Source organism: Campylobacter concisus (genome assembly GCF_003048445.1).
GTDB classification, from domain to species: domain Bacteria; phylum Campylobacterota; class Campylobacteria; order Campylobacterales; family Campylobacteraceae; genus Campylobacter_A; species Campylobacter_A concisus_BF.
Genome location: NZ_PIQW01000008.1, coordinates 36,027 through 58,599, shown reverse-complemented (window position 1 = coordinate 58,599; position 22,573 = coordinate 36,027). Strand labels below are relative to the sequence as shown.

Genomic DNA, 22,573 nt, shown 5'->3' with positions numbered 1-22,573 from the left:
TAAAGGAGCTTTGCAGTGAAGATAAGAATTTATTACGAAGATACCGATGCAGGCGGCATTGTCTATCATACAAACTATATTAAATATTGCGAGCGAGCCAGAAGTGAGGCGTTTTTTAAGGCTGGGCTAAATTTTACAAAAGAGAGCGGATACTTTGTCGTTTCAGCTCTTGAGGCTAAATTTCTCGCTTCAGCCGTGCTTGGCGATGAGGTTTTTGTGAGAACAAGGCTCATAGAGCTTAAAAAGGCAAGCCTTGTTTTAGAGCAAGAAATTTATAAATTTGAAGAAAAAGATACCGAAAAAGTGCTCTTTAAAGCGACTATCACGCTAGCTTTTATGAAAGAGGGCAGGCTAGCAAAGATAGATGAGAGCATGAAGGCTTTTATAAATGGGGTTAAATTTTAGCAAACAAAACAGCTAAATCCCGTTTGTGCTCTTTTGCTCCTGCGAATTTGCCTCATTAAAGTGATCGCTTTTTGTATCATAAATTTTCACATCATATAAAACTTGCGAGCCCTCAACCCTCTCAGCAAAAATTTTGCTAGCATTTTTGTTTATGAAATTTGTATAGATATACTCCACTCCCAGCGCACTTGAGTAGCCGATCTGTGAGTATCTAAAATCAACTCCAAAAAGATCTCCAAGCCCTAAAAATCTCTCATCAAGCGAATTTAGCGAATTTGCCACAAAGAGATTTTGTCTATCTCTTTGCGTGATGGCGCTAAAGATATTTGGCAAGAAATTTATCTGCGTGCTTAAAAGCGCGTAAGGCTTTATCTCAAAGCCTCTCATCTGCGTTGCTACAAGGGAGGCTTTGACGATAGGGATGTTTAAAAAGACGCTTGCGTTATCAAATTTAGACTTTTTGCTCAAAGTATCGTTTAAATTTATATCTTTGCCAGTGATCGAGCTCTCGTAGTAGTCGCTACTTTGCATGCGTACATACTCATTTAGCTTTTGTGCTAGCGCGCTGCCATCGTCAAAGGCGACTATTTTTTCGTTGGCAAAAGCGAGCAGGGCTGAAATTTGCGCTTTGTAATCAACTCCGCCAAAGATCAAATTTGGTTTTGGAGCTGCCACAAAAGAGCTATGAACGCTTGGTATGTAGATGAGTTCGTTTGGCAAGATGAGAGAATTTACTGTGTTTGCGCCATTTTGAGTAAGAGCTGCTATGAAGTAGATAAAACCCTCGTTTCTAGCGTTTTGAAGCGCATTTTGAAGACTAGGCAAACTCTCGTCGCTACTATTTATAAATTTCACTTCGACATTTGCATCTTGCTTTAAGATGTAGCTTAGAATCGCGTTTGATACGACATTTGCGTATGATTTTATAACCTTTTGAGGGATGATGACCGCTATCTTGTCGCTTTGCGCAAGCTTTAAAACCATCTCTCCACCAAGTGAAGCGTAAAGGTCTAAAAGTGCCTTATCATCTATCTTTGCTGGCTCAAATCTCGCCATAAAGCTAGCTAACATATCGCTTTTTACAAGCTCATTTAGGCAAGAGCTATCACAAAATTCTGGCTCTAAATTTATGTAAGTGATCTTTGCTGGCGGTATGCTTGAGAGGCTTTGATTTTTAGTGATGTTGCTTTCAAATTTTGCCTCAGTGATCTCGTCTTGCATCTCGCTTATGGCTTCATTTTGCGCTGCAAAAAGGCTTACAAATATAACTAAAAAAAGAAAAATTCTTTTCATATCACTCCCTTGATTTTTTTCAAATCATCTATAAAATTTTCTTCAAAACTTGGATTTTTACTGATCCACTCTGGTGAAAAGGTTGGCATTATAAACCTATCATCATCTTTTAAAATGCTCCCTCTTATGCTTGAAAATCCGCCCTTTGAGAGCAAATTTGGATAAAGATGCATGAAAGCTTCCTCTCCTAAAGTGATGATAATTTTTGGCTTAATAAGTCTTATCTCTTCTAAAAGATATGGCCTACAAAGCTCAAACGAGCTCTTTAGCGCTGGATTTTTCGCGTCACTATTTGAAATTTCACAGCGCAAAAGCAAGCTTATATAAACACTATCTTTTTCTAAATTTAAGCCATTATTTATAGCTTTTTCTAAAATTTTGCCGCTTGTGCCTTCAAAATAATCATCTTTTTTGCAAAGCGAGATAAACATTATCTTGCTATTTTTATCGCCAAAGCCAGTAAAAACGCACTTTGAGCTATTTCTTAAAAAGCAAAGAGAGCACTTTTTTATCTCACTATTTAGCTCGTCTATGCTGTTATAATCTTGATATCTACTTAAATTAAGAAAATTTTCATCTATAAAATTGTAACCGATCGCTTTTAAAAAAAGTAATTTTTCTAAGAGATCTTTGTTTTTATGAAATTTCATTTTTGGATTATAACTTGATTTACTTAAAGTTTAAATTATAGTTTTTTCGGGCTGATTTATTCAAAGGAATTTAAGTATTGCTTTGATAAAATCCCACTTTTTATATTAACTTTAAGGATAGAAATGAAAAGGACTTATCAACCTCATAAAACCCCTAAAAAACGCACTCACGGCTTTCGTTTAAGAATGAAAACTAAAAACGGCCGCAAGGTTATCAACGCTAGACGTGCTAAAGGTAGAAAAAGATTGGCTGCTTAGCTGGTTTTGAGTCACTAAGTGACTCGAGAGAATTTTCTCAGGTTTATAAAGAGGCCAGTAAATGGCACTGCGACGCTTGCGTAGTTTTTTATAAACCTACAATTGAAAAAAAATTAGCAGTTGTTGCTAGCAAAAAAGTAGGAAAAGCAGTAGTTAGAAATAGAGCAAAGAGACTTTTAAGAGCTGCTTTTTTTTCTATTTCTAATGAGCTAAAAGATGGCACTTACATTATGGTCGCAAAAAATGGAATTACAGAAATTTCATTTGACAAAATTTGTAAAAATTTGAGCTGGTCTATAAAAAAAATGGGATGTCTAAAATGAAAAAATTTGCGATTAAATTTATCGCTTTTTATCAAAAATATATTTCCATACTTCTGCCAAAAAGCTGTCGCTACTATCCGACTTGCTCACAATACGCTATTTGGGAATTTCAAACAAACAGCTTCTTCTCTGCTTTTTTTGCAACATTCATGCGAATTTTAAGATGCAATCAACTTTTCAAAGGCGGTATCAACTACCCAATCATCCGCAAAAAATTTAACTCATGTTTTATATTTCAAAAAAGCGATACCAAAAATGTAAATTTCTGGTTTATCCCTTGCCAAAATAGTAAATTTTATGTCGTAAAAGTATTAGATAAATTAAAGGAAAAAAATTAAATGGAACAGATGTCTATGCAAAAAAGGTTGCTTCTTGCAGCACTTTTGTCAATCGTATTTTTCATAGTATATGACTTTTTTATGCCAAAAGGAGCTCCACTAGAGCAAAACCAGACAACGATCTCTCAAACAATGGATCAAAGCAAAGCCCCAGCCTCTACTAACGATACTCCAAAATCAAATGAAAATTTAGCTTCAAACGAGATAATCGCTACCATCAAAGGTCAAAGCTATGAAGCAAAGATAGATAAGCTAGGTAGGATCGCGAAATTTTATCTCACCGAAGATAAGTATAAAACAGAAGATGGCAACAAAATCGAGCTTGTTTCACAAAAACCACTGCCGCTTGAGCTTAGATTTAACGATAGCGCTTTAAATACTGACGCTTTTAAGGTTGCATATAGTAGTGACTCTAGCGAGGTAGATGCTAGCAGCGAGCCTAAAACTATAAAACTCACTCAAAATTTAGATGGTGTTACAGTCACAAAAAATATCAAATTTTACCCAAATGGTCGTTACGAGGTTGAAGTAAATTTAAGTAAAAGTGTTGATTATTTCATCACTCCTGGCTTTAGACCAAATATCGCGATAGATAGTTACACAGTTCATGGTGTCATGCTTAGAAATACAGACGATAGCCTAAATATCATAGAAGATGGCGATGCAAAAGAGGTTAAAAACTATGCAAACACAACTATAGCAGCTGCATCTGATAGATACTACACAGCACTATTTTACTCATTTAACAAGCCATTTGAAGCTGTTGTAGATAAAGATGCAAATAATAATCCTATCGTTTTTGTAAAGGCAAACGATAGCTTAAAACTAGGCGCTTACATCGGACCAAAAGAGCATAAAATTTTAAGCTCGATGGATGAGAGACTAAACGACGTTATCGAGTATGGTTGGTTTACGTTTATAGCAAAGCCGATGTTTTCATTCTTAAATTTCTTACATAACTACATCGGCAACTGGGGTTGGGCGATAGTTGTGCTAACGCTTGTCATAAGGATAGTTTTATTCCCGCTTACATATAAGGGTATGCTATCGATGAATAAGCTAAAAGAGCTTGCTCCAAAGGTAAAAGAGATCCAAACAAAATATAAAGACGATAAGCAAAAGATGCAAGTCCATATGATGGAGCTATACAAAAAACATGGTGCAAACCCTATGGGTGGTTGCTTGCCGATCTTGCTTCAAATTCCAGTATTTTTTGCGATCTACCGCGTTTTACTAAATGCGATCGAGCTAAAAGGTGCTCCTTGGATACTTTGGATACACGATCTTTCAGTGATGGATCCATACTTTGTGCTACCTATCTTGATGGGTCTAACGATGTTTTTACAACAAAAACTTACACCAACGACATTTACTGATCCTATGCAAGAAAAGGTTATGAAATTCTTGCCTTTGATCTTCACATTTTTCTTTGTGACATTCCCAGCAGGTCTTACGCTTTACTGGTTTGTAAATAACGTTTGTTCGGTCGTTCAACAAGTCTTTGTAAATAAACTTTTTGAAAAACATAAAAAAGCTGCGGAGGTAAAAGCTCAATGAAAATAGAAGCAAATACCCTCCAAGAGGCATTTCAAAAGGCAGCCGAGCAGCTTAACTGTTCAGTTACAGAGCTTGATATAAAGGTCTTGCAACATCCAAGTAGCGGAATTTTTGGATTTTTTAAAAAGACAGCGATCATTGAGGCAAATTTAGAAAATCAGCCAAAACCACAGCATAAACCAAAAAATGATAGAAATTTTGCTAAAAAAAGTGATGAAAACGAGCCTGCAAAAGAAGAGAAAAAACAGAGTAAAAAACATGATCATAATGATAAAAAGCGAAATCCTAAAAAGCATAAAGATGAGAAAAACGAAGCTAAGTCTGAGCAAAAAGAGCATAAAAATGAAAAGCCAAATTTGAGTGAAAAAAACTCAGCTCTTGCAAAAGATGCCTTTGCTGAAAAGGGTGAAAAAGAGGCTGAAGAGCCGGGATATGTCATAAAAAGACTTGATGAGCCAAAAGAGCCAAAAGAGCAAAAAGAGACTAAAGGGACAAAAGAGCCACAAGCTAGTAAAAGTGCTCCTAAAAATATCCTAGATACATCAATCATCGAAAATTTCAACCAAACTGATGAAGAGAGTGCACCTCAAGCTTTACCAAAAGAGAAAAAAGAGAAGGTTGTAATCGACTTTGATAAAATTTTACCTGAGATAAAAGAGGGCATGACGCGTCTTTTTAAAGCAAGCTGCTTTGAGATAGATAAGGTAGAAGTTAGTAAATTTAACGATGAAACCGTGCTTATCGAGCTAGACGGTGCTGATGCGGCGCTACTTATCGGCAAAGAGGGTTATAGATATAAAGCGATCTCTTATATGCTCTATAACTGGCTAAATTCAAAATATAACCTCGCTATCCGCCTTGAGATCGCGCAATTTTTGCAAAATCAAGAAGCGATGATGGATCAATATCTAAATGGTGTGATCGAGCGTGTGCAAAATAGTGGTAGAGCCCAAACAAAGCCACTTGATGGAGTTTTGGTTAAGATCGCGCTTGAGAAGCTTAGAGAGAAATTCCCAGATAAATATGTCGGCATAAAAAGCGGCAATGACGGCAAATTTGTCGTCGTAAATGACTTTTTTAAAAAATGAGTGAAACTATCGCAGCCCTTGCCACAGCTTATGGCATCGGCTCAGTTTCTATCGTAAGGCTTAGTGGCAAGGACGCACTGGCCACCTCTTTAAAACTACTTAAACTTTCAAATTTAGAGCCAAGATACGCAAAACTAGCCAAAATTTACTCCCTTGATGATGAAATTTTAGATGAGGGCATCGTTATATATTTTAAGGCTCCAGCAAGCTTTACTGGTGAGGATATCGTCGAGTTTCAAACTCATGGCGGCGTGATGGTGAGCGAGAGAATTTTAAATGAGCTAATAAGGGCTGGCGCTAGGCTTGCTATGCCTGGCGAGTTTAGCAAGCGGGCATTTTTAAATGGCAAGATGGATCTAGCCAAGGCTGAGGCGATGCAAGGGCTCATCACCTCAAAAAGCGAGATCGCAGCTAAAATTTTGACCCGTCAGATGCAAGGCGATCTTAGTAAATTTGTAGGCGAGATCAGGGGCGAAGTGGTCAAAACTCTTGCCTTTGTTGAGACGATGATCGACTATGCTGATGATGATCTGCCTGCAAATTTGCTAGAGCAGACTAAGCAGATGCTTTTAAAAAATAGCGAGAAGCTAGAGCGCATAGCCACTCTTAGCGAGCAAAGAAGAGGGCTGATCGATGGCTTTAAGATCGCTATCGTTGGCAAGCCAAATGTTGGCAAAAGCTCCATTTTAAACTCATTTTTGGCATACGAAAGAGCGATCGTTAGCGACGAGGCCGGCACAACTAGAGATAGGATAGAAGAAAATTTCAAGATCGGCTCGCACTTAGTTCGCATAATAGATACCGCAGGCATCAGAAAAGATGCTGGAAAGATCGAGCAAATCGGCATAAACTACTCGATCTCTGCCATAAACGAGGCCGACATCATCCTAGCTGTCTTTGATGGCTCAAATCCAAGCGATGAGCAAGATAAAGAGATAATTAGGCTTGTGTCTAACTCAAACAAAAAAGCCTTTTTTATCCTAAATAAAAGCGATCTTGCATTTAAATTTGACATAAATTTGGATGGCGCTATCAAAATTTCAGCAAAAAATGATACGAGCGTAGTTTTAAAAGAGCTTGAGGGCTACCTCAAGACACAAGACACCGACGAGATCATGCTAAGCTCAAACCGCCAAATTTTAAGCTGCAAAGAGGCGAGCGAGGCTTTAAAAAGGGCGTTTTTTAGGCTAAATGAAGAGGAACTAGAAATTTTTGCTTATGAGCTAAATAGTGCGATAAAGGCACTTGCAAGTATCACAAAGCCATTTGAGAGAAGTGAAATTTTAGACGAGATGTTTAGTCATTTTTGTTTAGGAAAATGATACTTTTTTTGGTTAAAATTTGCGCTTTTTAAAGGAGAGAATATGAAAATTTTACTTATAAATGGCGGCAAAAAATTTGGTCATTCAGATGGCAGGCTCAATCAAACACTTCACGATCTTGCGTGCGAAAAACTAGCGAAAATGGGTCACGAGGTAAAGCAAACCGTGATAGATCAAGGCTATGATATCGAGGCTGAAGTTGAGAAATTTCTCTGGATGGATGCGGTAGTTTGGCAGATGCCAGCTTGGTGGATGGGCGAGCCTTGGATAGTGAAAAAATATATCGACGAGGTCTTTACAGCAGGTCATGGCAAGCTTTATACGAGTGATGGCAGGCACAGGGTAGATCCAGCCAAAAACTACGGCAAAGGTGGCTTGCTAAATGGTAAGAAATTTATGCTAAGCCTTACTTGGAATGCCCCAGCTGAGGCATTTAGCGATCCAAATGAGTTTTTTGAGGCGCGCGGCGTTGATGGAGTTTATTTTCATTTTAGAAAGGCAAATGAATTTATGGGCTTAAAGTCGCTTCCGCACTTTATCTGCTGCGATGTTATCAAGATGCCAGACGTGCCAAGATACCTAAAAGAGTATGAGGCGCATCTTGAAAAAGTTTTCAAAGCGTAAAAACAAATTTCTACCGCTCTCTAGTCATTTGCGCTAGAGGGCATTTAAATTTATATCTATCTTGTGTGGGGAAATGAGGACAAAATTTCTATTTTTAGCTGCTATTATATTATTTGCAGGGTGTGCTGGCAAGCAAATTTTAGCGCCAAGCGAAAAGTCAAATTTACTCTATCTTGAAAATAACGAAACACTGCATGAGATGAAATTTTATAAGCCCCAAAATAGCCTAAATGACTTTAATAAATTTGCAAACATTGTCGGCAAGGCTGAGATAAAAGCAGCTGGCGAAAATGGCAGATTTAGCGCACTTGGCGAGCTAATGCAAAGTGGCGACGCAAATAAAACGATGATCGTTAAAAACTTAGACACTAGCAAGGACGCTGTGCTATCAAATTCTAACGATATAGATGAGCTAATAAATGCAAAAAATATCAAATTTTATGAAATTTCAAATGGCTCTATAAAAAGCGTGGTTTATAGCACAAAGAGCGTGCCAGTTTGCGAAGCTTTTGCAGGTGGCAAAGAGGCGATAAAAGTAAAAAGCGTGACAAATCACCCTTTGAAAAATGGCTTTTTTGCAGTGATCTTAAACTCAGATATATCTAATGATCAAGGCTTTTTTCTAAGAGAGACGAGGTATTATTTCAACCTTTCAAGCGAAGATGAAGAGAAGATAAAGGCTGAGACGCTAACGCAAAATTTTTACAAAACATTTATCGAAAGTGACCTCGTGAGACAAGGTGAAATTCTCTCAAATGTGCTTTGTTTTAGTAAATTTCAAAAGGCTTTTTAGTAACTTTTTATAAGCAAGGTTGTAAAATAGCTTAAAATTCTTAAAAGGTTACATCAATGGATAAAGCTACCATACAAGCACATAAAATCAGCGACGAAGAGTATGAGGAGATCTTAAAAATTTTAGGCCGTGAGCCAAATTTACTAGAGCTTGGCATATTTTCAGCGATGTGGAGCGAGCACTGCAGCTACAAATCAAGCAAAAAATACCTAAATGGCTTTCCGACAAAGGCACCATGGGTCATCCAAGGACCTGGCGAAAATGCCGGCGTCATCGACGTTGGCGATGGGGTAGCCGCTGTGTTTAAGATGGAGAGCCACAACCATCCAAGCTTTATCGAGCCGTTTCAGGGCGCTGCAACTGGCGTTGGTGGAATTTTAAGAGACGTCTTTACGATGGGTGCAAGAGTCGTTGCAAACATGAACTCACTTCGTTTTGGCGAGATAAGAGGCGAGGGCGAGCTAGCCAAAAAGCATAGATATCTGCTAAAAGGAAGTGTAGCTGGCATAGGACACTACGGCAACTGCATGGGTATCCCAACGATCGGCGGTGAAACCACCTTTGACCCTAGCTTTAATGGCAATATCTTAATCAACGCCTTCGCGCTTGGCCTTTGCAAAAGTGATGAAATTTTCTACGGCAAGGCTGAAGGTGTGGGCAACCCAGTCATTTATGTAGGCTCAAAGACCGGCAGGGACGGACTTGGCGGCGCTGTGATGGCGAGCGATAGCTTTAACGACGAAAATAAATCACTTCGTCCAACGGTGCAAGTAGGCGACCCATTTGCCGAGAAACTACTCATGGAGGCGTGCTTAGAGCTTTTCAAAAAAGACTATATCATCGGCATCCAAGATATGGGTGCAGCAGGGCTTACAAGCTCTAGTTTTGAGATGGCTGGCAGAAGTGGCAGTGGTATGAAGATGTATCTAGACCGCGTACCGATGCGCGAAGTTGGCATGACGCCTTATGAGCTAATGCTAAGCGAGTCTCAAGAGCGTATGCTAATATGCGCCAAAAAAGGTTTTGAGCAAAAGGTGCTTGAAATTTTTAGAAAGTGGGATCTTGACGCTGAGATCATCGGCGAGGTCACAAGTAGCGGCGTGATGCAGCTTTACTGGCATGATGAGCTTGCAGGCGAAATCCCTATCGGACCACTTAGTGAGGCAGCTCCGGTGCTTGACCGCCCAGTTGCACGTCCAAAATACCTTGATGAGATAGCAAATTTAAAAATTAAAAACAATATTGATAACAAAACTGCATTTTTCAAGCTTTTAAAAGAGCCAGAAGTGCTAAATAAAAGCTTTATCTACGACCAATACGACGCAAATATCCAGACAAACACCATAAAACAGCCTGGCTGCTTGGGCGCTGCAAGCATCAGAGTAAAAGGCACTAAAAAGGCCGTCTCTATGGCTGCGCAGTGCGACCCTAGAGCAAATTTTGTTGATCCAAAAATTGGCGCTGCAAGAGCTGTTGCAGCTGCTGGTAGAAAGGTCGCGATGAGCGGTGCTGTGCCACTTGCGATCACCGACTGCCTAAACTACGGCAATCCGCAAAATCCAGAGGTAATGTGGCAGTTTAAAGAAGGATGTGAGGGCATAAAAGAGGCTTGCCGTGAGCTAAATACGCCAGTCGTTAGCGGTAACGTGAGCCTTTATAACGACACTGACGGTGTTAGCGTCTATCCAACGCCAGCGATCGTCACTGTGGGCGTAAATGAAGATGCAAATTTAAATCTAAAAAGCACATTTTTAAGCGAGGGTAGAGCGATATATCTACTTGGCGAGACAAGCGGAGAATTTGCGGCTTCACTTTACGCAAAGTCGCTATTTAACGTGGTTGGTGGTAAGCTAAAAGAGGTTGATTATAAAGCTGAGAGAGCCCTTTGGGTGCTAGTGATAGAGGCAAATAAAGAGCAAATTTTAGAGTTTGCAAATAGCGTAGGCGTAGGCGGTCTTGCTATCACGCTGGCAAAAATGGCTAGCATCTCAAACATCGGCACAAACTGCGAGATTAAATTTAAAGAGCCAAATTTCATCTTTGACGAGAGCTTTTCAAGAGCAGTTGTGGGTGTAAAAGACGAGGCTAAATTTGAAGCGCTTGCGGCTAAATTTGGTGTGAAATTTGAAAAGATCGGCGTTAGCGGAGGTAAGAGATTTAAGCTAAATGATATAGATGAGAGCTTAGAGGGTGTAAGAGAAATTTATCTAAATGAGTTTGCGAAAATCGTAAAAAAGGAGGACTAAAAGATGTTTTCTAAAAAGGAAAAAGTAAGCGGAGAAAAGGAAGTAGAGCAAAACGAGAAAAAGGGCGTGGCAAAACCGCCAGTGCTCTTTAGCGATACTCAAAATTTGATAAGTACGATCGAAAAAAGGCTAAATGCCCCTTTGATAACCTACTACAACTCAAACGCTGGTAATGTCTGCGGCAACGATGCCAGTGCAATGTATGAAATTTTAAAGGGCAAAAAGATAGACACTGCCTATCTTTTCATAAAAAGTGACGGCGGAAGCGGTATAGCCGCACTTAGGATCATTAGCACCCTTAGAAACTACTGCAAAAATTTAATAGCACTGATCCCATCAAACTGCGCTTCAGCTGCTACGATGATGGCGCTTGGCGCAAACGAGATCGTGATGGGCCCACTTGCCTATCTAACACCAGTTGATACATCGCTCAAGCATGAACTTAGCCCTACAAACAAGGGCAACGAGCTTGTTAGCGTCTCGATGGATGAGCTTAGCCGTGTGGTGAAGCTTTGGAAAGAGCAGGATAAAGATAGACCAAACGACACAAACCCATATAATTCGCTATATGAGTACATCCATCCGCTAGTTTTTGGTGCGGTTGATCGTGCTAGTTCGCTCTCACTTAAAATTTGTTCTGAGCTGCTTAGATATCACATAGATGATGACAAAAAGATCGTTGAAATTTCAGAGCGACTAAACGCAGACTACCCAGCACACGAGTATCCAATACTCTTTCGTGAGGCGCAGGAGATCGGCCTACATGTCAAAAAAATGGACGATGATCTAAACGAGATGCTTCAGGAGCTAACGCTACTTTACTCAGAGATGGGGCAGCGAGCTTTTACCGACTACGATGAGAACAGCTATCACGATAATAACATCGCAAACATCATCGAGACAAACGGCAAGCAAATTTACTATCAGATCGATAAAGACTGGTTTTATCGCCCTGAAGAGCGCCGCTGGAATGTTATGAACGACGAGAGCTCATGGCGTAAAAATGAGCTAGTAAATGGCAAGATAAAAAATACGATCTATCACTTGTGGTAATATGTCTGGAGTCCTGTTTTTACTGATATTAGGCGGTGCGATATTTTTATTTATGAATGTCCAAATAGGTAGTAACCGCAAGAAACAAGCAAATGTAGATGAGGCTAAATTTCTAGTCTCACTGCTTGCAAAAGTCGCTAAAAGTGATGGCAGAGTTAGCGAGCTAGAGGCTAGGCTGATCACTCAAGTGCTTGATGATCTAAGCCAGAAAGTTAGCGGTGTTAGCGGCGTGCGTGAGTATCTAAAAGAGGTCTATAATAGCCAAAAAGAAAATGTAGATAACGCCTATGAAACCGCCAGAAACTACAAGCGCGCGTTTAATCTAAACTACGATACCTGCGTGGCTAGGCTCACTTTTTTTCTAAATTTAGCCTATATAGACGGAGAATTTAACAAGAGCGAGCAAGACGTCATAAGAAATATCGCTTATGGATTTGGCATCGACAAAGAGACGCTTGATGAGATAATCTATAAATTTGATAGCTTCTATGGCTCAAGATTTGGAGCGGAATGCGATGAGATGAGCCAAGAAAATGATGCATTTGAGGTTTTAGGACTTAGTAAAAATGCAAGCCTTGATGAGATAAAGGCTCGCTACAAAGAGCTTGTGAGGCAGTATCACCCTGACATTTTGATGGGTAGAGGCGAGAGTAAAGAGGTGATAGAGCGCTCGACTAAGAAGCTTCAGGAGATAAACGAGGCTTATGGAAGATTAAAAGAGAAATTTGGAGTTTAGATGAAGAAATTTGTGATTTTGCTTTTGGCTGTGGCTGGCTTTTGTAATGATTTTAAAGTGGTAAATATAGATGGAAAAGAGATAATATTTAAGCTTACTCAAAGCGAGCTTTATCAAGATCAAAGGTTGGTCGTCAGCAACTACGATGTTAAAGATAGCAATGTGAGCATAATATTTGTCGATAAAGATGGCAACAAGAGCGACATTATGTCAGTTCAAGCAAAAAAATTAAATGAAATTAGTGAGTATATCTTTTCGTATGATCGTGGCATAAAAGTTATGAAATTTAGCTCGAAAAAGCCGATATGCGAGGCGCTTGAGAAAGAGGAACCTATAAATTTAAGCGTATTAGATGCGAGTTATTTTGATGGCAATCAAATTTCAAGCTATGCCTTTAGCGTTGATATTATTGGTCAAGAGCGTGAAAACTTTGTAGAGAGAAAAGACTATTATATAGATGCAGCCGCAAATGTTATGGTTACGCTAGAGGCCTTATCGATAAAAAATATCGCAAAGGATATAAAAATGGGGCAGCTTCTGCTTGTAAAAGGTATGTGTTTAACAAAAAGATAAAAAATTTAATAAAGGAGAAAAAATGAGAGCGTTGCTTAGCGTTAGCGATAAAGAGGGCATTGTAGAGTTTGCAAAGGGGCTAGAAGAGCTTGGCTGGCAGATACTTTCAACTGGTGGCACCTACAAACTTTTAAAGAGCGAGGGCGTCAAAGCCACTGAGGTTAGCGAATTTACGGCATCACCTGAGATGTTTGAGGGCAGGGTAAAGACCCTTCATCCAAAGATCCACGGTGGCATCTTGCACAAACGCGATGACGCTACACACGTGGCTCAGGCAAAGGAGTATGGCATCGAGGGCATCGACCTAGTTTGCGTAAATTTATATCCATTTAAAGAGACTACCATCAGGACTGATGACTTTGCCGAGATCATCGAAAATATCGACATCGGCGGTCCAGCTATGGTAAGAAGCGCTGCTAAAAACTTTAAAGACGTGCTCATCGTCACAAGCGTGCTTGACTACGACGAAATTTTAAAGCGCCTAAGAGAAAAAAGCGATGATTACGAGTTTAGAAGATCGCTGATGATAAAGGCGTTCGAGCATACAGCAGCCTATGACAGCATGATCGCAAACTATATGAATGATAGATTTAATGGTGGTTTTGGCGATGCTAGATTTATCGTGGGAAGCAAAGTTTTTGACACTAGATACGGCGAAAATCCACACCAAAAAGGCGCGCTTTATGAGTTTGATTATTTCTTCACAAACAACTTTAGAGCGCTAAAAGGCGAGGCAAGCTTCAATAATATGACCGATATAAATGGCGCTTTAATGCTTGCAACTAGCTTTGATGACGCTCCGGCAGTGGCTATCATCAAGCACGCTAATCCTTGCGGCTTTGCGGTAAAAGATACGCTGCTTGAGAGCTACGTGGCAGCGCTTAAGTGCGACCCGATCTCGGCATACGGCGGCGTGGTGGCGATAAATGGCACACTTGATGAGGAGCTAGCTAAAAAGATAAATGAAATTTACGTTGAAGTAATCATCGCTGCAAATGTCGATGATGCCGCGCTTAAAGTGTTTGAGAGCAAAAAACGCATCAAAATTTTCACTCAAGATAATAAATTTTTAGTGCGTGCAAATGATAAATTTGACTTTAAGCACATCGATGGCGGTTTTGTATTTCAAGAAAGAGACTTCGTAAAAGACGAAGAGCTTGAAAATATGAAGCAAATGAGCAAGAAATTTGCGACTGGCAGCGAGCTAAAAGACGCTCAGATAGCGTGGAAAGTGGCTGCGCTAACGAAGAGCAACTGCGTAGTTTATGTAAAAGATGGCGCGATGGTGGCTATTGGCATGGGTATGACTAGCCGTGTGGATGCTGCTCGTGCGGCCGTGGCAAAGGCAAAAGAGCTAAAGATCGATCTAAGCGGCTGCGTGCTTGCAAGCGAGGCGTTCTTCCCATTTAGAGACAGCATCGACATCGCTAGCAAAGTGGGCGTAAAATGCGTCATCGAGCCAGGCGGTAGCATCAGAGATGATGAGGTGATAGAGGCTGCCGATGAGCACGGCATGTCGCTATATTTCACTGGTGTTAGACACTTCTTGCACTAAAATTTAGGGGCGCTTTGCCCCTTACTTCACACTTTATAACTTTAAATTTTATATAATCCTTCAAAAAAAGGAGCTCGCATGAAAAAGATATTAAATTTTTTCTTGGTTTTGGCGGTATTTTTGGGTGTAAATTTGATGGCAAAAGATGAGTTTTTAAAGGAGCGGACGATGGCAGGGCAAAATTTGAAAGAAATTTATTTAGCAGGTGGCTGCTTTTGGGGCATGCAGGGCTATTTTAAAAAGATATTTGGCGTGGTGGATACGAAGGTGGGCTACGCAAATGGCAAGAGTGAGAGCGCGAGCTACCGTGAGCTGCATGAGAGCGACCACGCCGAGACACTTTATGTGAAATTTGATGAAAATAGGGTCGCTTTGGCTGAAATTTTGGCTCATTTTTTTAGAGTGATCGACCCAACCTCGCTAAATAAACAGGGCAATGACGTTGGCAGGCAGTATAGAAGCGGGATTTACTATGTTAGCAAGGACGATCTACCAGTCATTGAGAGCTTTATAAAGATAGAGCAAAAGAAATTTAAAGATAAGATCGTGGTTGAGGTAGCACCACTTAAAAATTTTATCATTGCTGAGGAGTATCACCAAGACTATCTTGATAAAAACCCTTTTGGATACTGCCACATCGATCTAAATTTGGCGAGCAAGCCGCTTTACGATGAGGCTAAATTTAAGCCGCTTAGCAAAGAGGAGCTAAAGAGAAATTTAAGTAGCGAGCAGTATGCCGTGACGCAGGAGGCGGCGACTGAGAGGCCATTTAGCAGCGAGTATGATAAATTTGACAAAAAGGGCATCTATGTTGATATCACAAGTGGCAAGCCGCTCTTTTCAAGCGCTGATAAATTTGACGCAGGGTGTGGCTGGCCAAGCTTTACAAAGCCTATCACGACAACGGCGCTTGCCTATAGCGAGGACAACTCATTTATGATGAAAAGGGTTGAAGTTAGGTCTCAAAACAGCGACGCGCACCTTGGGCATGTATTTGACGATGGACCAAGCGACAAGGGCGGGCTAAGGTATTGTATAAATGGAGCTAGCCTTAAATTTATACCGCTTGAGGATATGGCTAGGCTTGGATACGAGGAGTTTATCCCCTACGTCAAGTAGCTTTTGTTGAAGCAAATCAATGTTTTGAAAAGTTTAATCAGAGTATAATTCTCCAAAATCAAAAGGAGAAAAAATGAGTGATTTTTTCAAAAATGCAGAGCAGTTTAACATAGAGGGCGCGACGGTGCCGTTTTATAAATTTAGTGAAAATGGTGTAAGCTTTGTGGGCTTTGACTCACGTCCTTGCGTGCCGCCAGAGCCAATGATGAACGCGCTTTTGGCTATCAAATTTGCTGATAAAAACACAAAGATCGTGATGGTAAATCACAAATTTCCAGCTGGGCTCATCCCAAAGATAGAAAAGAGCTTTGACATTAAGCGCGAGGACCTTGAGGGCGGAGCTGTGAAGATGACTTTTAGCCTAAAAGAGGGTGCGAGCATAGAAAACATAGACACTAGCCTTTGCCACTAAGATGCTTTTAAATACCTATGCGCCGCCATTTAAGCTAGTTGGCGGCTACTTTATCGCTGGCATTTTTTTCTTAGCGCTAAGCGTCCCGGCCTTTTTTTACGCTGATTTTGAGGCGATTAGCTCGCTAAACACGGCTGGCTTTTTGCATATATTTTTCGTGGGCTTTGTGATAAGTATCATCATCGGAGCGCTCTATCAGCTAACCTCAGTCATCTTAGAAAAGCCATTTTTTACGGTCAAAGGGGCTATTTTAAATTTAGCCATTTTTTGCCTGTCGCTACTTGCTATGAGCTATGCGATGATATTTGGCGAGGCTAGGATTTTGCAAATCAGCGGAGTTTTTCTCTTTGGCGCGCTTGTTTTTTTTGGCTTGACCTATGCGCTAAGCTTTATGGATAATCAAAAAAGAAGCTTTGCTGCCTTTGCGCTCTTTGCCTCGGCGATATTTTTGCTAGTTGGCATAACGCTTGGATTTTGCCTAGTGATGATACTTGGTGGCACGCTTATGCTTGATTTTATGATGACGCTAAAATTTCACGTATATTTTGTGCTGGGTTTTGTATTTTTCGTGATACTTGGGGCTGCAAGCGTGCTTTTACCGATGTTTGCTTTGGCTCATGATCTTAAATTTACACTTAGCAAAGCCTCTCTTGCCTGCTATATTTTGGCTGGCGTTTTGCTGGCGTTTGATGAAAATTTAGCGATTTTTGCGGTGGCTGTGGCGGCTTTGCTCTTTATATCTCAGGCGTTTTATATCCTGAAAAAGCGCGTGAGAAAGGCGTATGACTATTGGAATGTAAATATTGCTCTTTCGCTGCTTGCTTTGTTTGTGGCTGCTATATTTATGATTTTTGAAAAGCTAAATTTGGCCGCATTTTTTATGATATATGGCTTTTTGTTTGCCTTTATCGTGGCTCATCTATATAAGATCGCACCATTTCTCATCTGGTATCACTATGTGGCGCCATTTGTTGGCAAGGCAAAAGTGCCGCTACTTGATGCGATGATACTAAAAAAGGCTGCATATTTTGCCATAGTATTTAATGTCATATCGCTTGTATGCTACCCTTTGGCGGTTAGCTTTGAGATGAGAAATTTAGTCTATGCAAGTATGATTTTTATGGCTTTAAGCATCATTTTGCTTGCTGTAAATATGATAAATGTTTTTAAATTTACTGGTTTTAAAGGATAAAAAATGAAAGAAAAAATTTATGATGCTCTGTCAAATATCGTCGATCCCGAGGTTGGTTTTGACATCGTTTCGCTTGGGCTCATATATGATGTAAGCTGTGATGAAAATGGTAAAGCAAAGGTGACTATGACGCTTTCAACTAAGTCTTGCCCACTTCATGAGATGATACTTGACTGGGTGCAGACGGCTACGCTTGGTGTGGAGGGTGTAAAAGAGTGCGAGATAGACCTGGTTTGGGAGCCTGAGTGGAATATCCAAATGGCAAGCGATTTAGTAAAAGCACAACTTGGAGTGAATTAATAAATTTGGCTAGAAATTTAGCTTAGCTGACAAATTTCTAGCTCTTTTTAAAATTTCTACTTTAAATTTAAAAAATTGTATAAAAAAGTTTATTTAAATTTGTATTGGGCTGTTTAAAGTGCGGAAATTTCATGGCAAAACTACTGCAAAAAGTGCTTCTCATAAGCATCGACAAAGACTTTCAAAGCTACGAACTAGATGAAGATAGTAACGTTGAGGTCTAATATAGTAGGTAAAGTATTAAGATGTGTGATTAAAAGCCCTTTTAAATGGCTTTTAAAAGAGTTTGTAAAAAGATGTAAAGCTTTTTGTAAAGTAATGTAAAAAATTTCGCCACTTTGATTTTAAGCAAAACTCACTCTAACTACGAATTAATCGCACTTTCATCTCCTTTTTTATAGCTTTGATATCTAATATAACTTTATATAGAGTCTTTGTTAAATTTGTAAATTTATTCTCCAGAGTAGTCAAAAACAAATTAATATCAATTAAAAATTAAAAGCATATTGCGGATTTAGAATAAAGATATTAGAGTTTAGGTGTTTTGCACAACGATAGTTTAAATTTAGATACGAAAAGGTAAATTGCAAGATAAACTTGCAATTTAACAGGAGAATTTTTAGTTAGGACTTAGTCCATTTGATGACGAAGATATGATGGGATATCTAGCTGAGAGATATACTCATCGCTGTTATATCCACCACTTACTCTTCTTTTTAAAACGATATTTTTATTTAGAAGATCGTTTTCAGGCTCTTGGGCTATTTTTTTTTCTTCGCTTTCTTTTTCTGCGCCTTTAAAACCTGTTGCGATGATAGTAACTTCGACTTTATTGTCTTCTATGTTTTCATCGGTTGTTGTACCAAAGATCACATCAGCATCATCATCAGATGCCTCCTCGATCATTGACATCGCGCTATGAAGATCGTCAAGTGAGCAGTTTGGATGCATCTTGAAATGAACTAAAACGCCAAGCGCTCCGTTTATGTTCATGTTGTCAAGTAGTGGTGATTGGATAGCATTTTTGATAGCTTCTTGAGCTGCACCCTCGCCATAAGCCTCGCCAACGCCCATTAAAGCATGACCTCTGTGGCTCATAACTGTTTTTACGTCAGCAAAGTCAAGGTTGATATCGCTAACACCAGAGTCAAGCACGATAGAGCACATACCATTTACTGCTCTTGCAAGCACTTCATCAACCATTTTAAAGCTCTCTTTGATGCCTGATTTTTTATCTATCAAAGTTAAAAGTCTGTCGTTTGGTATGATAACGATAGAGTCGCTCTCTTTTCTAAGCTCGCTTAGACCGATATCAGCTAGCTTGCTGCGCTTTTTACCCTCAAATGAAAAAGGCATAGTCACAACAGCAACTGTTAGCGCACCTATCTCTTTTGCAGCTTGTGCAACAACCGGAGCAGCGCCTGTACCTGTACCACCACCAAGGCCTGAAGCGATAAACACAACATCAGAAGTCTCAAGAGCACTTTTTATCTCTTCGTAGCTCTCTTGTGCAGCCTCTTTGCCAACTTCTGGTCTCATACCAGCGCCAAGACCTTTTGTCTTTTTCTCACCAAGCTGTATCTTTGTGTGTGCAGGAGAATTTTCGAGTGCCTTAGCATCTGTGTTTGCTATCATTAGATCGATGTCTAAATTTGGATTCTCTCTTATGATGTGGTTTATCATATTACCACCGCCACCACCTACGCCTACTACCTTTATCTTTGCGCTATATAGGCTCTTGTTCTCTTCGATTGTGAAACTGTTGCTCATTGTAAAAATTCTCCTCAAAATAGTTGTGTCATGCTGTGCCAAAATTTCTTTAAAGCACTTGGTTTTTTTTCTTGCTTACTTATATCAGCAATATTTGCAAGCTCGTTTTTGTTGTTTGTTTGCTCCAAATTTATATCCATATTTACAAGCTCAATGCCTTCTTCAAAATCATCTTTATCTTGTTTTTTTGCTTGAAATTTCTCTTTTTTCTCTTCTTCAAAAATGTTGAAATTTGTTTTTGGCTTTGATCTTAATTCACCTTTATATCTCATCTTTTTTTCTGAGTCTATCTCATAAGGTGTAAATTCTCCAGCGCCATACATACAAAGTCCTATGGCACAAGAATTTGCCGGATCTCTTAAAATTTCATATAAACCATCCATCTCTTTTGGTCTAGCGATCCTAACTGGCATGTTGTCAAATATCGCAGAAGCTAAGTCTTTTAGTCCATCAAGTTTTGTCATACCGCCAGTTAGTACTATGCCAGCACCAACAAGATCTTTGTATCCACTATCTTCAAGCATATTTGCAAGTACCATTACAGTCTCTTCTGCTCTAGCTGAGATGACATTTGATATAACATCAAGTGAAACTTCGTGAGTTTTTTGCTCATCACCAAGTCTTGGAAGCTCGATAAGATCTACTGATTTATTTACTAGCTTGCCATATTCTAGTTTTATCTCTTCAGCTTTTGGTAAAGGAGTATGAAGCGCCATTGAAAGATCTATGGTTATATTTGCCGAGCCAACATGTAGATATGAGTTGTATCTTAGTGAATTTCCAGCATGCACTACCATATTACATGTCTCGCCGCCCATATCTATAAGCGCAACACCAAGTTCTTTTTCGTCTTTTGTTAGTGTTGCTATGGCTGAAGCGTAACCAGAAAGAACTACATTATCAACTTGCACGCCTGCTAAATTTATAGCTTTTCTTAGGTTGCTAAGTTGTGATTTTTGGATACTTATGATATGTGTTTGCACTTCAAGTCTAGTGCCGTTCATGCCAATAGGATCTTCTATAAATTCCTGTCCATCTACTTTAAAGTTGTAAGGTAAGACATGAAGTTTTTCATATTCTGGTGAAGTCTCGGCATTGTGATCTGCCATCTGCATAGCACGCTCTATCTCTTTTATGCCTATTTCATGATTTGGTATATTTACTACGCCACTGCTATTTACGCTTTTAGTATATTTTCCGGATATCGAAACCACTACTCTTTCATAGTGTGTGCCTGCAACTTTTTGTGCTTCTATGAGTGCATTTTTTATAGACTTTGCAGCTAGTTCAATGTTGTTTATAGCGCCCTTTTTTATACCTTGTGCTTTTTCTGTGCCTATTCCTATTATTTTTATGCCATCATCATTTTGTTCTGCTATAACAGCACAAATTTGAAATGATCCGACATCTATGCCTAAAATTCTAGTGCTCAAAATTTTTACCTTTTGACATATTCTTTAACTTCATAATATTTTAGAAGTTTATTTGTTAAATCTTTTATCAACTCGTTGTTTTTAAGCATTGCAACATTTTGTTGTGTTATTTGCTTATAGTTGTTATTTATATTGTTAGTAAGCAATCTTTGTTCCAAAATATCGTACACTACGGCTTTGTCATCTAATATAACATAACCTTTTGTATTGTTAGTATCAAAAAGTTGAGATACAAAAGCTCTTGTATCGCTCTCATTTAAGCCCGCAATAGAGCCATTTACCTCTCTGCTAACAAAGCCAACATCTGTGCCTTTAAAGTTTTGTAGAGTCTCTTTTGCTTTTGCTGTTAAAATTTCTTTTTCTTTTTTACTTTTATAAATTTCAAGCACATTAGCTCTTGCTTGTTCAAAGCTCATAGGTTGTGGAGGAGTTATACTTTTTACTCTAGCTATTAAATAGCCATCTTTGTAGATAAATGGTTTTATAACTTCGCCAACTTTTGCACCCTTGATCTCATCAAGTGAAAAAGTAGCATTGTCTTCATTTACGCTTATAAAACCATTAGTTGCAAGTTCAGCTTTTTTGACAGCGACATATTTTTCTAAAGCGTTAGTTTTGCTTTGTTCTATGTTATAGTCTTTATTAACCTCAGCTTTTACCTCGTTAAAAGGCTTTATCTTGTCATCAGATCCCTTGTATTTATCTTGGTTTTCATTATAGTAAGACTTTAAAACGCTCTCGTTTGCATCACTTTTTTCTGACTCGACAAAGTATGTATCTATGCCATAAAGTGTCTTTGTCATATAGTTATTTTTATTTATCTCCCAAAGATCTTTTAGCTCTTTCTCATCTACTTTGATCTCGCTTTGATCGGCATTTACTATTTGCACAGCTAATTTATCTTGCATGAAAAAGCTAGCTTCCATCATCGCAATATCTTCTTTGCTTGCAGGTAAATTTAAAATAGTTCTAAGTTTGTCTAGTAAGATAGTTAGCTTTAGATTATCTTCAAAATCAGTTGGGTTTATCCTGGCTCTTCTTAGCACATCATAGTATAAATTTTTGTCAAAAACGCCGTCTTTTTGAAATGTTGGATCGACGATTATATATTTTAAAACGTCATCTTTATTAACACTAAGGCCGATATCGTCTGCAAAATTTAGCAATAAATTTTCTTGAATAGCAGCTTGAAGTGCAGCATTTTCTAAACCTAACTCTTCAGCTTTCTCTTGAGTTAGTTTGCCTTCAAATACGTTATTGTAGTACTGATAAAGTCTATCGTATTTTTGTTGCAACTCTTGAACGCTTATGTTTCTATGTCCTACTTTAGCTACTGAAGTAGCTCTATTGCTGTTTAGATCGTATGCGCCCCAGCCGACAAAACCAGCACCGACAAAGGCTATCGTGCTTACCCAAATTGTCACGACTAGGTATTTTTTATGTTTTTGCATCCAAGATAACATTAAGTTCTTCCTTTAAAATACTAACAAAGCTTGTGCGATATTTTATAGAAATTTGGCTTAAATAAGCTTA

General features: G+C 39.1%; 23 protein-coding genes. 18 read left to right on the top strand and 5 right to left on the bottom strand.

Going from position 1 to position 22,573, the window contains the following annotated elements; all coding sequences use genetic code 11:
• The first annotated feature begins 15 nt into the window (after positions 1-15).
• Positions 16-405, top strand: coding sequence for a YbgC/FadM family acyl-CoA thioesterase (locus tag CVT14_RS06080; RefSeq protein WP_021089854.1), 390 nt, complete (start codon positions 16-18; stop codon positions 403-405).
• A gap of 12 nt (positions 406-417) precedes the next feature.
• On the opposite strand, the gene CVT14_RS06075 is transcribed toward CVT14_RS06080, so the two are convergent.
• Positions 418-1,698 carry a hypothetical protein gene (locus tag CVT14_RS06075; protein ID WP_107849934.1) on the bottom strand — a complete coding sequence of 427 codons (1,281 nt, stop codon included), beginning with the start codon at positions 1,696-1,698 and terminating at the stop codon, positions 418-420.
• A complete protein-coding gene (locus tag CVT14_RS06070; protein WP_021089783.1) occupies positions 1,695-2,348 on the bottom strand; it encodes a uracil-DNA glycosylase family protein in 654 nt (217 codons plus the stop codon). The genes CVT14_RS06075 and CVT14_RS06070 overlap by 4 nt, the downstream gene beginning before the upstream one ends.
• A gap of 123 nt (positions 2,349-2,471) precedes the next feature.
• On the opposite strand from CVT14_RS06070, the gene rpmH reads away from it, so the two are divergent.
• The 17 genes from rpmH (at position 2,472) to CVT14_RS05985 (ending at position 17,837) form a co-directional block, all read left to right on the top strand.
• Positions 2,472-2,606: a 50S ribosomal protein L34 gene (gene rpmH / locus CVT14_RS06065; protein ID WP_002940373.1), complete on the top strand. Its 135-nt coding sequence runs from the start codon at positions 2,472-2,474 to the stop codon at positions 2,604-2,606.
• Positions 2,594-2,929, top strand: a complete 336-nt coding sequence (gene rnpA, locus CVT14_RS06060) for a ribonuclease P protein component (RefSeq protein ID WP_080658384.1) — start codon at positions 2,594-2,596, stop codon at positions 2,927-2,929. Before rpmH ends, rnpA begins: the two co-directional genes overlap by 13 nt.
• A complete protein-coding gene (gene yidD, locus CVT14_RS06055; protein WP_002940252.1) occupies positions 2,926-3,267 on the top strand; it encodes a membrane protein insertion efficiency factor YidD in 342 nt (113 codons plus the stop codon). The genes rnpA and yidD overlap by 4 nt, the downstream gene beginning before the upstream one ends.
• The gene (gene yidC / locus CVT14_RS06050) at positions 3,268-4,824 is read left to right on the top strand and encodes a membrane protein insertase YidC (RefSeq protein WP_021089820.1); all 1,557 of its coding nucleotides are present in this window, start codon (positions 3,268-3,270) and stop codon (positions 4,822-4,824) included.
• The gene (locus tag CVT14_RS06045; protein WP_021089798.1) at positions 4,821-5,912 is read left to right on the top strand and encodes a Jag N-terminal domain-containing protein; all 1,092 of its coding nucleotides are present in this window, start codon (positions 4,821-4,823) and stop codon (positions 5,910-5,912) included. The genes yidC and CVT14_RS06045 overlap by 4 nt, the downstream gene beginning before the upstream one ends.
• Positions 5,909-7,234 carry a tRNA uridine-5-carboxymethylaminomethyl(34) synthesis GTPase MnmE gene (gene mnmE, locus CVT14_RS06040; RefSeq protein WP_107849933.1) on the top strand — a complete coding sequence of 442 codons (1,326 nt, stop codon included), beginning with the start codon at positions 5,909-5,911 and terminating at the stop codon, positions 7,232-7,234. Before CVT14_RS06045 ends, mnmE begins: the two co-directional genes overlap by 4 nt.
• A gap of 42 nt (positions 7,235-7,276) precedes the next feature.
• Positions 7,277-7,858 (top strand): NAD(P)H-dependent oxidoreductase, encoded by a 582-nt coding sequence (locus CVT14_RS06035; RefSeq protein WP_107849932.1) that lies wholly within the window; start codon positions 7,277-7,279, stop codon positions 7,856-7,858.
• A gap of 73 nt (positions 7,859-7,931) precedes the next feature.
• Positions 7,932-8,651, top strand: coding sequence for a hypothetical protein (locus tag CVT14_RS06030; RefSeq protein ID WP_107849931.1), 720 nt, complete (start codon positions 7,932-7,934; stop codon positions 8,649-8,651).
• Positions 8,652-8,707: 56 nt separating this feature from the next.
• Entirely contained in the window at positions 8,708-10,897 is a 2,190-nt protein-coding gene (purL, locus tag CVT14_RS06025) for a phosphoribosylformylglycinamidine synthase subunit PurL (protein WP_107849930.1), read from the top strand.
• A 3-nt stretch (positions 10,898-10,900) separates the two neighbouring features.
• Positions 10,901-11,950: an SDH family Clp fold serine proteinase gene (locus CVT14_RS06020; RefSeq protein ID WP_002940400.1), complete on the top strand. Its 1,050-nt coding sequence runs from the start codon at positions 10,901-10,903 to the stop codon at positions 11,948-11,950.
• Position 11,951: 1 nt separating this feature from the next.
• A complete protein-coding gene (locus tag CVT14_RS06015; protein WP_107849929.1) occupies positions 11,952-12,686 on the top strand; it encodes a TerB family tellurite resistance protein in 735 nt (244 codons plus the stop codon).
• Complete coding sequence (locus CVT14_RS06010; protein WP_021089833.1) at positions 12,687-13,259, top strand: hypothetical protein; 573 nt, start codon at positions 12,687-12,689, stop codon at positions 13,257-13,259.
• 22 nt (positions 13,260-13,281) lie between these two features.
• A complete protein-coding gene (purH, locus tag CVT14_RS06005) occupies positions 13,282-14,814 on the top strand; it encodes a bifunctional phosphoribosylaminoimidazolecarboxamide formyltransferase/IMP cyclohydrolase (protein ID WP_021089794.1) in 1,533 nt (510 codons plus the stop codon).
• Positions 14,815-14,892: 78 nt separating this feature from the next.
• Positions 14,893-15,933 carry a peptide-methionine (R)-S-oxide reductase MsrB gene (gene msrB, locus CVT14_RS06000; protein ID WP_107849928.1) on the top strand — a complete coding sequence of 347 codons (1,041 nt, stop codon included), beginning with the start codon at positions 14,893-14,895 and terminating at the stop codon, positions 15,931-15,933.
• Between the two features lie 73 nt (positions 15,934-16,006).
• Positions 16,007-16,345 carry a hypothetical protein gene (locus tag CVT14_RS05995; RefSeq protein WP_021089843.1) on the top strand — a complete coding sequence of 113 codons (339 nt, stop codon included), beginning with the start codon at positions 16,007-16,009 and terminating at the stop codon, positions 16,343-16,345.
• Position 16,346: 1 nt separating this feature from the next.
• On the top strand, positions 16,347-17,537 hold the full coding sequence (locus CVT14_RS05990; protein ID WP_021089779.1) for a hypothetical protein: 1,191 nt from the start codon (positions 16,347-16,349) through the stop codon (positions 17,535-17,537).
• Positions 17,538-17,540: 3 nt separating this feature from the next.
• Positions 17,541-17,837 (top strand): metal-sulfur cluster assembly factor, encoded by a 297-nt coding sequence (locus CVT14_RS05985; protein WP_021089773.1) that lies wholly within the window; start codon positions 17,541-17,543, stop codon positions 17,835-17,837.
• Between the two features lie 630 nt (positions 17,838-18,467).
• On the opposite strand, the gene ftsZ is transcribed toward CVT14_RS05985, so the two are convergent.
• From ftsZ to CVT14_RS05970, 3 genes are read right to left on the bottom strand one after another with little or no spacing between them, the layout of a single operon-like run.
• Positions 18,468-19,607: a cell division protein FtsZ gene (gene ftsZ / locus CVT14_RS05980; RefSeq protein ID WP_021089797.1), complete on the bottom strand. Its 1,140-nt coding sequence runs from the start codon at positions 19,605-19,607 to the stop codon at positions 18,468-18,470.
• A 14-nt stretch (positions 19,608-19,621) separates the two neighbouring features.
• Positions 19,622-21,040, bottom strand: a complete 1,419-nt coding sequence (ftsA, locus tag CVT14_RS05975; RefSeq protein WP_021089817.1) for a cell division protein FtsA — start codon at positions 21,038-21,040, stop codon at positions 19,622-19,624.
• Positions 21,041-21,045: 5 nt separating this feature from the next.
• The gene (locus CVT14_RS05970; protein WP_021089840.1) at positions 21,046-22,503 is read right to left on the bottom strand and encodes a peptidylprolyl isomerase; all 1,458 of its coding nucleotides are present in this window, start codon (positions 22,501-22,503) and stop codon (positions 21,046-21,048) included.
• Between the last annotated feature and the right edge of the window lie 70 nt (positions 22,504-22,573).

Bases quoted from the DNA above. Each gene is read 5' to 3' on its own strand.
- CVT14_RS06075 (WP_107849934.1), bottom strand. From the start codon at position 1,698: ATGAAAAGAATTTTTCTTTTTTTAGTTATATTTGTAAGCCTTTTTGCA.
- CVT14_RS06070 (WP_021089783.1), bottom strand. From the start codon at position 2,348: ATGAAATTTCATAAAAACAAAGATCTCTTAGAAAAATTACTTTTTTTA.
- rpmH (WP_002940373.1), top strand. From the start codon at position 2,472: ATGAAAAGGACTTATCAACCTCATAAAACCCCTAAAAAACGCACTCAC.
- yidD (WP_002940252.1), top strand. From the start codon at position 2,926: ATGAAAAAATTTGCGATTAAATTTATCGCTTTTTATCAAAAATATATT.
- yidC (WP_021089820.1), top strand. From the start codon at position 3,268: ATGGAACAGATGTCTATGCAAAAAAGGTTGCTTCTTGCAGCACTTTTG.
- CVT14_RS06045 (WP_021089798.1), top strand. From the start codon at position 4,821: ATGAAAATAGAAGCAAATACCCTCCAAGAGGCATTTCAAAAGGCAGCC.
- mnmE (WP_107849933.1), top strand. From the start codon at position 5,909: ATGAGTGAAACTATCGCAGCCCTTGCCACAGCTTATGGCATCGGCTCA.
- CVT14_RS06035 (WP_107849932.1), top strand. From the start codon at position 7,277: ATGAAAATTTTACTTATAAATGGCGGCAAAAAATTTGGTCATTCAGAT.
- CVT14_RS06030 (WP_107849931.1), top strand. From the start codon at position 7,932: ATGAGGACAAAATTTCTATTTTTAGCTGCTATTATATTATTTGCAGGG.
- purL (WP_107849930.1), top strand. From the start codon at position 8,708: ATGGATAAAGCTACCATACAAGCACATAAAATCAGCGACGAAGAGTAT.
- CVT14_RS06020 (WP_002940400.1), top strand. From the start codon at position 10,901: ATGTTTTCTAAAAAGGAAAAAGTAAGCGGAGAAAAGGAAGTAGAGCAA.
- CVT14_RS06015 (WP_107849929.1), top strand. From the start codon at position 11,952: ATGTCTGGAGTCCTGTTTTTACTGATATTAGGCGGTGCGATATTTTTA.
- CVT14_RS06010 (WP_021089833.1), top strand. From the start codon at position 12,687: ATGAAGAAATTTGTGATTTTGCTTTTGGCTGTGGCTGGCTTTTGTAAT.
- purH (WP_021089794.1), top strand. From the start codon at position 13,282: ATGAGAGCGTTGCTTAGCGTTAGCGATAAAGAGGGCATTGTAGAGTTT.
- msrB (WP_107849928.1), top strand. From the start codon at position 14,893: ATGAAAAAGATATTAAATTTTTTCTTGGTTTTGGCGGTATTTTTGGGT.
- CVT14_RS05995 (WP_021089843.1), top strand. From the start codon at position 16,007: ATGAGTGATTTTTTCAAAAATGCAGAGCAGTTTAACATAGAGGGCGCG.
- CVT14_RS05990 (WP_021089779.1), top strand. From the start codon at position 16,347: ATGCTTTTAAATACCTATGCGCCGCCATTTAAGCTAGTTGGCGGCTAC.
- CVT14_RS05985 (WP_021089773.1), top strand. From the start codon at position 17,541: ATGAAAGAAAAAATTTATGATGCTCTGTCAAATATCGTCGATCCCGAG.
- ftsZ (WP_021089797.1), bottom strand. From the start codon at position 19,607: ATGAGCAACAGTTTCACAATCGAAGAGAACAAGAGCCTATATAGCGCA.
- CVT14_RS05970 (WP_021089840.1), bottom strand. From the start codon at position 22,503: ATGTTATCTTGGATGCAAAAACATAAAAAATACCTAGTCGTGACAATT.